This window comes from Clostridium sp. Marseille-QA1073 (assembly GCF_054863625.1).
This window is the reverse complement of record NZ_JBSVQM010000001.1, coordinates 206700-220431: the sequence shown is the minus strand read 5'-3', so window position 1 is coordinate 220431 and position 13732 is coordinate 206700. Positions and strand designations below refer to the sequence as shown.

Here is a 13732-nt window from a genome sequence, read left to right as displayed (position 1 = left end):
TATGAAAATAGCAATAGTATCTGGAGGAAAAGCTCCAAGTGAGGAGATATTAAATATCTATATTGAAGAAGGCTATGAAATAATAGCAGCAGATAGTGGAGCAAATTGTCTGTATAAATATAGAATAATTCCTAAAATTCTATTAGGGGACTTTGACTCAATTGATAAAGAGGTACTAAATTATTTTAAAGATAAAACAGAGATTTTAACTGTTCCAAGTGAAAAAGATTTTACTGATACAGAACTTGCCTTAAACATGGCTATAGATCTTAAAGCTAAAGACATAGTATTTCTAGGTTGTACAGGAAGTAGAATGGATCATTTTCTTGGGAATCTATGCGTATTATATAAAGCGCTAGAAAAAAATATAAAAGCTTCTATAGTAGATGAGAATAATAATATTACAATGATAAATACCCCTACTATCATTAGAGGGAAAAAAGGAGAATGTTTTTCTTTAATGGCCTTTAAAGAGGATGTAAAAAATCTAACTATAAAAGGTGCAAAATATGAACTTAATTTATATTATTTAAGTTTAAGTGACAATTTGACATTGTCAAATGAATTTATTGAAGAAGAAGTATCTTTAACCTTTGATAGGGGAACAGTTATACTTATGCGATGTATCGATTAATTTCGATAAAAAAGTCTAATAACTTATGTTATTAGACTTTTTTATTTTTCAAAAATCATTATTTTTTCAATAATTTTGAATAAATTAAAATAATATTAAATATTATTCAAAAAATAGTTGAATTTATATAAAATATATAATAGAATATATTTTGGCATTTTATCGTATATTTGGAGGTGAAAAAGTGAAAAAGATTAGAAGAAAAAACTTATTAATAATATTGTTAGTAAGCTTTTTTTTATTAAACAATAACATTATTGTTTATGGGAAAAGTAATAAAGAGCTTAGTACTTCATTAAAGCAAAATAAAATTAATATAAAACTAGAAAATTTAAAAGATATAAATCAAATAGTAATTAAAGTAAGTAATGATTATGCTATAAAAGGAAGTGATAAAAAATTAAAAAGTAATAGTGAATATACTATTAAAAGTAAAAATTCTAGTTTTGATATATTAGAAAATGAAGAAATATTATTAGAAAACCAAAATACTATAACTTTAATAAGTGAAAATGAAAAAGGTTACATAACTTTAGTAGACAAGCCCTTTTATGGCAATATGTTTGGAAATTTATATTTTAAAGATGGTACTGACAAATCCATGACAATTATCAATGAAATGAATATTGATCAATATGTAAGAAAAGTATTGCCACAAATGCATATATTCTCAAATATTAATACTCTTAGCAAAGAGACTAGCAAAGAAGTAATAAGAGCAGAGGCAATCATTGCAAGAACTTTCGCAGAGTCAAATATAAATAGTGGAATATTTAGTATCTTTAAAGATAGTGATATGACGGATATTGAAAGTGGTATATTTCCATATTTAATAGATGAAAACGATAAATTGACAAAAATATATGATGAAATGACCAAAATATCAAAAGTTCAATATTTACAAAATGATAATGATAAATTATTTAAAGGTGGATATTTAAGAGATTATTATTGCTTAAGCAATGGTGGACAAACAGAAGAACTAGCTAATGTTGCTGGTGAAAATGTACCATATTTGAAAATTGAAAAAGACACATATGATAATAAGCAATGGAATAGTTCTTTAAGCTATGATGAGTTAAATAATATTTTAATTAGTAAATATAAAGAATTAAATGTGAAAGAATTTTTGCAAATAGATTTAAATAGTATTGAGAAATATCCTAGTGGAAGAATTAAATCTTTAAATATAAAGTATAAAGATTTAAACAACAATGAAAAAGTTTTAAGTCTTACTGGAGAAGAATTATTAAAGTTCTTTCCACATAGTCTTAATGGAAGTTTTTTAAGTACTTATTGTGATGTAACTGTAAGTAAAAGTAATAATAAAGATTTATATAACTTTAAAGGAAAAGGTATCGGCCACGGTGTAGGCTTAAGTGTAGAAGGTGCAATAAATAGAGCAAAAGAAGGAAAAGAGTATAAAGAAATTTTGGAATTTTATTATCCTAATACAGAATTAATAGGTGATGATTATACATATGTGGATGATGAGGATGAAATAGATGAAGGAACAGAAGGTAGTTCAGGAAATGGTGAAGAAGGGGGAGAGGTTAAACCAATCAGCTTCAAACAAAGAATAGGTGGAAAAGATAGAATTGATACTTCTGTAGAAGTAGCTAAAAAAGCTTATAAAGAAGAAATAGAAAATATAGTTATAGTTAACGGTGAAGATTCCTCAGGAATAATATCTTCTTCTGTCCTTGCAAAAAAAATTAATGCGCCGATACTTTATACAAATAAAGATTATCACAAAGACCCTACATCAAAAGAGTTCTTTGACTTTATTAAAGACAGAGTTAAAAAAGATGCAAAAGTTTATATTATTGGTGGAGATAGTTTAATAAGTGATGAATTTATTGCATATTTAAGAGAAAATTGTTCAAAGAATTTTAAAATTATGAGATTAAGTGGATCAGATAGATTTACTACCAATTATCACATAGTAAAAGAAGTATATGCAAAATATAATACACCAATTGTGCTTACTGATGGAATGGGATTTGCTGATGCTTTAAGTATCTCTCCTATAGCAGCAGAAAATAATTGGCCTATAGTTTTTACCAATAAAGACAATATTAATTCACAACTTTTATCCTATATTGAAAGTATTAAGCCTTCAAAAATTTATATTATTGGAGGGGAAGGAGCAGTACCTAATACTGTTATTAATACAATAAAAACAAAATTAAATTATACGGATAAAGACTTTGAGAGAATTAGTGGTAATAACAGATATGAAACCTGCAAAAATATAAATATTAAATTTAAACCTAGTCCAAAGGAGATAGTATTAACTACAGGACTTAATTTTGCAGATGCTGGCGCTGGAAGTATATATGCTGCAAGAAGATCAGCACCACTAGTTCTTATTGATGATAAAAATTTAAACAATGCAGAACAATATATCAAAGATATTAAAAACAATATATCAGTGACGGTTCTCGGGGGAGAAGGTATTATAACAGAACAAATGGTAGAGTATATTTTAAACATAAAATAATCCATAAAATCAATTTTTAATTAAAAGATATAAAATTATTGATTAAATTCATCTTTCGGGAGTACTAATAAGTTTTATTCTCCTGAAAGATGGACTACTTTTAAATAAATAAAAATTGTAGTTATTTTAAAATGTATTTTTATGTATCGGTTATATAGATTTTAATATAATTATTAAGTTTAAGGAGGAAATATGATAGATAAGCGTAAGAGAATCATAGCAGTTTTATTAACATTTATTATGGTATTTTCATATAGCCAAGAAGTATTAGCTATGACAAGCAAGTATATTAAAATATCACCTAATTTAATTAGTAGTTTAGCTACTATGATAAAAGAAGCTAGTAATGATAAAGAAAATAATAAAGATAGAGAAAAAGAATTAGAATTAAAAAAAATAGAAGAAAATAAGAAACTTATAGAAGAACAAAAACTTCAGAATGAGCTTTTAATGAAAAATTCTAGAGAAGAGTCGTTAATTGAGGAGTTAGAGAGAGACCCCTTAACTTCAAAAAATGAAATTTTTAACAGTCCAGAAATAAAAGATATAGAAGAAATATCTCCTTATCTAATAAGAATAAGATGGCAGGAGTCTATAGATTTTGATTATGAGTTAGAAATAAACGGAACTATAGTGCAAGTAGGAAAGAAAGATTTTTATTTTCACAAAGGTGTAGTGCCAGAAGAAAATTATACTTATAGATTAAGGTATAAAAATAATGATTTATATAGTGAATGGAGTGAAAAAAAATCCTTTAAAACAACTAAGCCTGAAGTAGAAGAAAATTTAAATTCTGATGAAATATATAATGAAAATATAAATATAGAAAATAATGAAACTATAGTCGAGGAAGAAAAATCAGAATTAAAAAAAGATGAACATAAAGAATTAGATGAAAAGAAAGTATTGGATGAAAATAAGGAGCCTGGTGAAAAGGAAGAAACTAAAACTGAAGATATAAAAAAGGAACTTAGTGATACATCTTTAAATAGCCATGAAAAACCTATCAATTCAAAAAATATAAAATTATATGCAGCTCCTAATGAAGGGAGCTCACATGAGAGCCCAGAAGTTGAAGTGGTGCTTTTTGGTAAAAATGGTCAAAAGGCATATTCTGTAGATGGAATTATGGGATTTCAAGAAGGGGGACAAATTGAGAAAGTCAATTTAAGATTAAGCCCTAAAACTCTAAAAAATTATCCAGGAATGGGCATAGAATATCAAGTTTATTATAATGAAAGATGGAGTGAATGGAAAGAAAATAATGAGCTTGCTGGAACAGATGGATACCCTATAAAGGCTATACGTGTTAAATTAAGTGGAAATAACTATGGATATCAAATTAAATATTGGTTATTATCGGATACCACAAAATACGGGGAACCAGAATATATGACTAATGGAGAATTATCAGGAGACGAGACTGGTTCGGGAGCTATTGCTCTATCTTTAAAGTTCTTTAGAGAAACTCGAAGAGTGATAACTGAAGATGAAACATGGAAAGCTGGAGAAGTAATAAAGATATCTGAGGTAATAGAGATTGCTGAAAATGCTACAGTAACCATTGAAGAAGGGACTAAAATAGAATTTGTACAGGATAATTCAGGTAGTGAATTAGATTCAACTAGCGGAATAGAAGTAAAAGGTAAACTAATATCAAAAGGTAGTTCCACAAATAATAAAGAAATTACTTTTATCGATAAAAGGACAGACACTGATATAAGTGAACATTTTGGAATAAGAGTTAAGCCCACAGGAACTTTAGATGCTAGTTACACTAATTTTTATGTAGAAAGACAGAATGTAAGAGCATATTCAAGTAAAAGATTCTTAGATATTGAAGGAGGATTATCTTTAGAAAATTCTAAGCTCTATGATAAAAGTAAATATAAAGATAGTGAAGTAGTTGGGGGGAAATATACTGGTATTACAATAAAAGGTGACAAAGATATAAATTTAAAAAATAATGAATTTTATGATTTTGAAAGTGGTATAGTTCTTAGCAATAGCTTAGGTGCTGTTTTAATTGAAGGAAATATTTTAGATAGAAATGCAATAAATGGTATACACATTAGCGAAGTTAATAATAAGTCTCAAAGCAGTAAAACTATGAAGATATCAACAAATACCATTAAAAATAGTTCTACAGCTATTAATATTATGCAAAAACATCAAATTTTATCAGTTAACACTGGTAGAAAAATAGAAGTAGATAACAATATTATAGAAAATAATAGTGGTTCAGGAATAAATATAGCTGCAAATTATTTATCTAATATTCTTTTAACTAAAAATACAATTAAAAACAATAAGATGTCAGATGCAAATATAGTTCGAAATGGTATAGGAGCAGCTATAAAGGTAGATATAACCTCTATTAAAGAAAATAATACAGATTTATTTAAAACTATAAATCCAAAAGACAGTACCAATGTAATAAGTGGCAACACCATAGATGGTATTTTAATAGATGGTGCACTAAATATAAATACAACTATCTCTAAAGGTAAATATAATTATATAGTAAATAATGTTCTAGCAGTTAATAGAAAAAAATCAGTAAAAATAGCAGAAGGTACAAAGATTAATGCTATTGGAGATATAAAGGTACTAGGAAGTTTATCTTTAGAGGGAAAGTCTACTGATAAGGTTGTTATAACCTCATTAAATGCAGAGGGAAAGACAATTGCAGGAAAGCCTAATCCTGATTATGTAGGACATATTTCAATTAAAAATGTAACTGATGGATTTTTTAAAGGTATTCTTGTTTATGCAGGTGGTAATTTTGTTAGTGAAAATTCAGTTATTAAATATGGAGGACAAAGTACAGCAGATAAAACCATATCTCTCCTTGAAAATGCAGGTACTACAGTATTAAAAAATACACAATTATGCTATTCCGGTGGAAGTAGTTCACTAGTTAAGAATCTTAAAACAATGCATATTAACGATAGTACACTACAAACAACGGATGATTATGGGCTTATAAATTATAGCAATGAAATGACAATCACCAATTCAAAGATACTTAATGCTAAGAGTGGAATAATTACAACAGATAGTATTAAAGCATTTGTTGTAGAGATAAACAATATAAAAGAAGATGGTATATATCATTTTGTTAGTGATAATAAAAATTTATCTACAAACATTGATTTAGAAAGAGTAAAAATTGAAAATTGTAAATCAGGGGTTAGTATATATAACAAAAATGCTAGTTTACTTTTATACAATGATTCACAAATATCCAACTTTAAAGAGTATGGAGTATATGTAAGTAGCAATAATATAAAAGATATAAACATATATGGTGTTACTATTACTGGAAATAAATCAATAGATAATGAATCTCAAAATGGTATATATATATTAGGAAATAGTAAAGTTATTATTTCAGGTTCAAAGATTTCAAATTGTAAATATAACGGAGTCATGGCAAATACTAATAGACTTTTAGAAATATATTCATCTATCATAACAAGTTGTGGTAAAGGAATTGACATCAATAATGGACAAACTAAAATACAATATAATAAAATTCATAATAATGAATATGGTGTATGGTCTAATAGCAAAATTAAAAGTGCTGCTATTACGTACAACTCATTTAAAAATAATTCTGGGATAGGTTTGACCAGCATTGAGAGAATAATAGATGCAACCCATAACTATTGGGGAGCTTCAGATGGTCCATATGTTTATGAAAGCAATAAAGTTCAAGGGAGTGGAGATAAAATATCAAATAACTCTACTGTTAAATATGAACCTATATTTTCAGAGGATATTACTGAATCTATGGATAATCTTATAGGTATAGGCAGTGGCGGAACTAATTATGAGGATTTTAAAAAGCCAGTAAATAAATTTATCACAGATTATCAATATCAAATTAAAAAACTTTTAGGGCAAGAAGGTCAAACAGGTATTACAGGAAATTATTCTAAAACTTTCGAAGATATAAAAATAAAACTTCCTAGTCTAGAAGTAAACTTAGAGAGAACATATAATTCTAATGAAAGTACATCTAAAGGTTCTTTAGGAAATGGATGGAGATTAAGCTTTGAATCGGAAATAAAAGATATAGAAGCAAAATATGAAGTTAAAGGTAAAACCATAACACTGCCTGATGGAAGTGTACAAAGTTTTAAGGAGGAAAATGGAAAATATATACCTATTGATAACAGAAATGAACTTATTAAAAATAGTGATGGAACTCATGAACTTATAGGTAGAGATCAAAGTAGATATGGGTATACAGCCAGTGGGTTGTTATCATTTATAAAAGATAAAAATGATAATGCATTAAGGATTCATTATAATAGTGATAAAACTGTTAAAAAAATTGACAACTTACTAGGAAGAATTTATGAGTTTGAATATAAAGATGGTAATTTAATAAAAGTTTCTGAAAATGTAAATGGAACCATAAAAAGAGTAGTTCAATATAATTATAATTCAAATAAATTACTTTCTAGTGTAGTAGATTTTAATGGAAGTACACTATATGAATACAAATATGATGCCAATAAAAAACTATCAGAAGTAATTGAAGCAGGAAAAACTATAGAAACTATTACATATTTTGATAGTACGGATAATAAAGGAAAAGTAAAAGAAAAAACAGATATTTATGGAAATAAGTCAACTTATAACTATGATAATAAAAATAGGGTTTTAGAAATTAAAGATTCCAAGGGAAGAATAACAAAACAACTTTATAATATAAGTTTATTTTTAGCAGCGGAGACAGACCCAGAGGGCAGGATAACCATAATGGACTATGATGCTAATGATGAAGGGGTAAGTGAAGTTGAAGAGGTAGTTAAAAAGTTTGATAAATTAGGTAATGTTACTTCTTATACAAGGGATAAAAAAGGAAATATTATAAAAGAGATAAATCCAGATTTAACTGTAACTGAAAGAGAATACGATGAGAAAAATAATATTGTAAAAGAAGTCATTAAAGAAGCTGACATGACAGTTGTACGTAATATTTCCTATGAATATGATAAAGAAAAGAAAAATTTAATAAATAAAATAGAAAAAATAAATCCAAATGACAATAGTGGAGAAGCAATAACAACCTATGAATATTACGATGCAAATGACCCTATTAATGATGGATGTAAATTAAAGGGATTAATTAAAAGTATAAAAAATCCAGAAGGCGGAGTTGAAGTTTATACCTATGATAAATATGGTAATAAAAAATCTATAACAAATCCTGAGAATAAAACTATAGAAAATACTTATAATGATCTTGGATTTATGGTTAAATCTGAATCAGCAAAAGGAGTAGAAAAAGAATTTACCTATGATAATAAAGGAAATTTAGAAAGAACCATTGTTAAAGGTGGAGAAGAAACTACAAGAATAGTTTATGATTCTTTAGGAAGAAAAGTAAAAGAGGTTTCACCAAATCTTTATAATGCTTCACTAGATAATATTGATTCCCATGCTTATAATGGAGATCATGGAGTACGATATACTTATCATAACAATGGGAATATAAAAACTATTATAGACGAAGAAAATAACCAAACAACATACGATTATGATATATATGGAAATAAAATATATGAAAAGCTGCCAAGTGGAGTTATATATATCTATGAATATGATAGTGTAAATAGACCAATTAAAAAGTATATAAAGGAAAGCGAAGATGTAAATGCTGTTTTATTGGAAGAATATGAATATGAAATTGTCAATACAGTAAAAGGCATAGGTATTAAAAAAGCTATTAAAACTTACTTTGATGAAAATAACTATATAAAAACTTATGTAATTACAGATTACAAAGATAGGGAAGTAAAAGTTATAAATTCAGATGGAACTGCCTATGCAAAGAGCTATGATGCTTTAGGTAATATAGCCTATGAAAGAGATGCAAGAGGCAATACAAGTTACTATAAATACAATGGATTAAACAAAATTAGCTCTAGATATGAAGCATTTGAAGATGAAGATGGTGATATAAAATATATATACAAGGGATTTGAATATGACAAAAATGGTAATCTAATAAAAGAAACCATGGGAAAAGACCTAGTATTTTCAGGAGAAATACCTGAGGAAATCTTTGAAAAGAACTATGAGTATTTTAAAGATGGAATGCTAAAGTCAGAATATGATAGCGAAGGCAGAGGAAAAGAATATGAATATGATAAAGATAACAACCTATCAAAAGAATTTAGCTATATAGAAAATGAAGGAGACTTTATCATTATTGGATATTCTAATAATAAACTTGGATTACCTAGCAAAAAATATGAGTATATTAAAAAGTGTGATATTTATGGCAATGATATAAGTGATAAGACACTTATGGATATTATGACTGAGTATGAATATGACAAAAATGGAAACCTTATATCAGAAACCAGTGCTAGTGGAAATAAAATTACCTATTCCTATGACAATAAAAATAGAAAAATATCAGAGAGTAGAACTTTAATAGATGAAAATGGAAATAAAGTAGAGGCAGCTAAACATATAACTTATAATAGCTTAGATAAGGTTGAAAGTGAAACAGATTACAATGGAAATGTAAATAGATATTCTTACGATAGTAAAGGTATGCTATTAAGCGAAACAAATACTAAAGGTGAGATTACGAATTATACTTATGATCTAATGGGAAGACTTATAGAGAAAACTACTCCTAAAGATAAGATATCAAATTCTAAAACAAGATATACTTATGACAGCAGAGGAAGAGTAGTTGCAGAAGAAAAATTAATGGGATCAGAATATATAGTGATAAAAGCTTATATGTATGATGCCTGTGATAATGTAATAAAAGAAGTTGATGGACTAGCTTATAAAAATGCAGAAGGAGAATCTAAAGAAGAAAAAATTAGAAATGCTTATGGAAAAGAATTTAGATATAACTTAGGTAACATGCTTCAGGAAGAATTAGATCCTGTTTCAAAAGAAAATGGACTTGAGTTTTCTAAGAAGTATAAATATGATGGCTTAAAAAATTTAATTAAAGAAACAAATGCTAAAGGAAATAGTATAGTTTATAGCTATAATGGAGTGGGCAATTTATTATCTAAAAAATCCATATCTAATACTTTAGAAGAAAAAGAATTAGAAAAAAATACTTATAATCTAAAGGGAAATCTTACAAGTAAGATAGATGGAAATGGTAATGTTGTTTCAAATATTGAATACAATATCTTTGGCAAAATTAGAAAAGCTGTAATTAATGGTGATAGTTCGATAGAAGAAAATGTAGTACTGTATCAATATGACTTAGATGGAAATAATGTTTATAGAAAAGACAGCACAGGTAAAATAAATATAATGACCTACGATACAGAGGGAAGACTATTATCAAATTCTCAATCTAAAGAAGACAATAGTGAAATCATAACTACTAAAACTAGCTACGATAAGAATGGCAATAAGAGATTTGAGGTAGATGGAAAAGGTAATGTTACAGAGTATACTTACGATGGACTTAATAGAGTAATTTCAAAATCTATATCAGATGGAAATACAGATAATAGTTCTACTTCTTATGAAACTAGATATGAGTATGATGAAGATGGTAACATAACTAAAGAAATTGATTGGTTAGGAAATGTAAAATCTAATACCTATGATGCACTTGGAAGATTGATTGAAAGAAAAGATGGATTAGGAAATATTATTGAGAGATTAGAATATAAAGAAAACAATCTTCAATACAAATCTTATGATGCTTTAAATAATATAAATACTTTTGAGTATGATAAAGCCAATAGACTTATATCTACCACTGATGCAGCTGGAAATATTACTAAACAAGCCTATGATGAAAATGGTAATATTGAATCTAAGATAGATGGAAATGGAAACATTACAGAATTTAGATATGACGAATTAAATAGGTTAACAGAAGTAATAGATGCAAATAGAAATATTACAAGCTATACTTATGATAACAATGGAAATAAAACATCCCAAACAGATGGAAAAGGTAACAAAACCACCTATGAATATAATATTGCTAATAAGCTTACAAAAATAATAGATCCAAATGGAATAGATGTAGACAATGAATTTAATAGTAAGATAGAAAGTTATACTTATTACTGTGATGGAAATATAAAAAGCAAAAAAGATAAAAATGGAAAGATTACTTCATATAGTTATGATATACATGGAAGAAAAATTTTAGAAACAATAGAAGATACAAATATATCATATACCTATGATAACAATGGTAAACAATTAACTGTTGCAGATAATAAAGGTACAATAAAAAGAGAATATGACTTTTTAAATAGAACAATATCAAAAGAAGTACCTGAATTTGGAAAGAGTACATTTATATATGATTCACTAGAAGGACTTCCTAGTGGTGAAAGAGCAGAGGTAACCACTGATCCAAAAGGAAACACAGTAAAAAAAGTTTATGATAGTGCAAATAGGCTTAAGACTGTAATATCAAATGGTGAAATAACTAGCTATGAATACTATGAAAATGGAAATAAAAAGTGTACTATATATCCAGATGGTTCCAAAGAAGAATATGATTATCTTAGAAATAATCGATTAAAAACTCTTGTAAATACTAAAAAAGCTGGAGAGGTCTTAGAATCCTTTAGTTATACCTATGATAATACAGGAAATATGATAGGGAAACATGATGAAAAAGGAACAACACTATATACCTATGATAACCTAAATAGATTATCTTCTGTTAAAGAGCCAACAGGAAAAATAACATCTTATACCTATGATTTGGCAGGAAATAGAGAAACGGAAAAAATTGTAGATAAAGATTTAACTCTTTTAAACAGATATATATATAATGGACAAAATAGGCTGTTATCTATAATTTCAAGTCAAAATGATATAGTTGTCTCAGAAAAATACTTTAAGTATGATAATAATGGAAACCAAATAGCTGAAAAAACAACTAATATAGAGCCGTCAGAATTATTAATAGGGGCAAGAATTATAAGTTCTTTAAATGAGGAGCATATAGATTATAAATATGATCTATTTAATCAGCTAATAGAAGTTGTAAAAGATAACAAAACCATAGCTAAAAATGGGTACGATGCTGAAGGTTTAAGAGTACTAAAAGACATAGAAGGCAATATAACAAACTACCTATATGAGGGAGATAATGTTATATTAGAAACAGATAAAGATGGACAAGAGTTAGCAAGAAATGTTTGGGGAACAAGTTTAATAAGCAGAACTATAAATGAAAAAGATAGTGATATAACTGCTTACTATATGTATAATGGTCATAGTGATGTAACAAAACTTTTAAATAGCAATGGAGATATATTAGCGAGCTATTATTATGATGCTTTTGGAAACATCTTAGAGGAAACAGGCTCTATAGATAATCCATATAGATATTCAGGCTATGAATATGATAGTGAGACTGGTAAGTACTATTTAAAAGCTAGAATGTATGATCCTGTAACAGCAAGATTTATGCAAGAAGACACCTATAGAGGAAAAGATGAAGATCCATTAAGTTTAAATCTATATACTTATTGTCATAATAATCCAATAGAATATTATGACCCAACGGGACACATAGCATGGCATGTGATAGGAGGAGTTATAGGTGCAGTAGCAGGTGCTGGAATTAATTTAGTAGCTGACTATATGGATGATGGAAAAATAAACAGAGGTGTAAAATCATACCTAAAATCAGCGGGAGTAGGAGCCTTAATAGGATCAACCCTTGGATATGGATACGGAGCTTATGTTATGAATGCCGGTATGAATGCAGTGTCAATGATAGCAGGAATGACAGCCTTTGGAATAGCAGATAGCTTAATAGGTGACATAATATACAATGGCGGAGACATAAATGTACCCAAAGCAATAAGTGAAGGCGTAAAATATGGAGCAGCTGAAGCAGGTTCTCAAGTTTTCCAATATGGTATGGAAAAAATAGTAATACCAAAAGCAAAAATGGTGTTTAAAGAAGTAACAGCCAGCTTCAAAAAACAAGCAGTACAAGAGGCTAAAGCCGCTATAAAAAATGTTTCAAAGCTTGTATCTGCTGTAAAATCAAATTCTAGAAATATGTTCGGTGGGCTTAAAAATTCAGCTCCAAAAGCACCAAGGAGTTTACCTAACGGTAACATATCTCAGGGAGCAAAAACACCAAAACTCAAAATGAATTTGCAGTTGTTTGGAAATAAAAATGGAAGTTCTAATGTTGGTGGAAATGCTATTAAGGGGGCGGATAATCCTAAACTTCCTTCTGAAACCAAAGTCCCTAAGATTGGTAAACAACCAGGACCAACTATTGATAGAAATACTGGTAAGGAAGTAGGTAGGTTTATTGGGGATGAAAAAGGAAATATTATGATTGAACCAAAGGGAGGATATACGGTTCCAGGAAAAGACCCAGTTGACACGCATACACTATACCCTAATAAGTCAAATTACCAAAGGTTGAATCCAAATGGACATCCTAAAGACTCAACACCTCATGGGCATGGACATTTAGAAGGAACAGGACCTAATATGAAAGGTCAAGGTCCTTCAATAGATGTAAATGGTAATCAAGTAGATTTATGGAATCCTGCAGCTCACTGGAAAATAAATAAGTAAGAAGGAGGCTT

The 13732-nt window shown here is 27.9% G+C and carries 3 protein-coding genes; all 3 read left to right on the top strand.

Annotated elements, in window-relative coordinates; translation table 11 throughout:
* The first annotated feature begins 1 nt into the window (after position 1).
* The 3 genes from ACY1IQ_RS00940 to ACY1IQ_RS00930 all read left to right on the top strand — a co-directional run bounded on the left by ACY1IQ_RS00940 (position 2) and on the right by ACY1IQ_RS00930 (position 13721).
* Positions 2-634, top strand: a complete 633-nt coding sequence (locus ACY1IQ_RS00940) for a thiamine diphosphokinase (protein WP_461612182.1) — start codon at positions 2-4, stop codon at positions 632-634.
* Positions 635-818: 184 nt separating this feature from the next.
* Positions 819-3137 carry a cell wall-binding repeat-containing protein gene (locus tag ACY1IQ_RS00935; RefSeq protein ID WP_461612181.1) on the top strand — a complete coding sequence of 773 codons (2319 nt, stop codon included), beginning with the start codon at positions 819-821 and terminating at the stop codon, positions 3135-3137.
* Between the two features lie 192 nt (positions 3138-3329).
* Complete coding sequence (locus tag ACY1IQ_RS00930) at positions 3330-13721, top strand: RHS repeat-associated core domain-containing protein (protein ID WP_461612180.1); 10392 nt, start codon at positions 3330-3332, stop codon at positions 13719-13721.
* The last annotated feature ends 11 nt before the right edge of the window (positions 13722-13732 follow it).

What these genes read in the sequence shown, in the direction of transcription:
- ACY1IQ_RS00940 (WP_461612182.1), top strand. Translation starts at nt 2, where the DNA reads ATGAAAATAGCAATAGTATCTGGAGGAAAAGCTCCAAGTGAGGAGATA.
- ACY1IQ_RS00930 (WP_461612180.1), top strand. Translation starts at nt 3,330, where the DNA reads ATGATAGATAAGCGTAAGAGAATCATAGCAGTTTTATTAACATTTATT.